Here is a 628-nt window from a genome sequence, read left to right as displayed (position 1 = left end):
TCAATCTGAGCGACACGCCATTGAATCTCTTCACTCGTAGCCTGGTTGCAGCCTGGGCCCTCATAGACGCGCATGCCTCCCAATTTCTGTTTGATCTGAACGATGGACGGGTGTTCATCACCAAACAGGTCGGGCTGCTCGTCGATCAACCTCTTCACTTTCTCAAGTGCAAGCGTAAGCTGCTCCACCCACCCGGCACGATACTCACCAAGCTGCTTGAAGACGCTTCCATGAATATCATTCCAGTCGACAACACTGCCCATCACTGACCTCCGGGCCCGCGCCTCTTTGAGATCGTGTGAAACCTCCGCCATAGCATTCATCATACGGTCGACCACTTCGCGGTCTTCACACTCGACATGCAGACACTCCGCCGACCATGTGACGTCAGAGACGTGCGGAGCTGGGTAGTTGTGCGCCATCACCAAACGCATCTCTTCGGCGTACCAGGCGTCAAATGAGCGGAGATCATCTGGAGCTCCATGCTCCTCGATCACACCTCGAACCTTTTCCCTGAATTCCTTCCAACTCTTTTCGACATCATCCATCAGTCACATTCTCCAGAACTTGGTCTTGTTGAGATGGAAGACCCCTCTCGAGATCTGGCAAAGGGCAATCAGCGGGACAT

At 53.8% G+C, this 628-nt stretch carries 1 protein-coding gene; it reads right to left on the bottom strand.

The features are described from left to right. Positions 1 to 548: hypothetical protein (locus ACR0E6_RS22555; RefSeq protein WP_480587585.1), on the bottom strand; the 548-nt coding region annotated here is incomplete at its 3' end. Positions 549 to 628 lie beyond the last annotated feature (80 nt).

This window comes from Ruegeria sp. AP12 (assembly GCF_056540025.1).
Note: the sequence above shows the minus strand (reverse complement) of the source record. Positions and strands in the feature narration are given on the sequence as shown.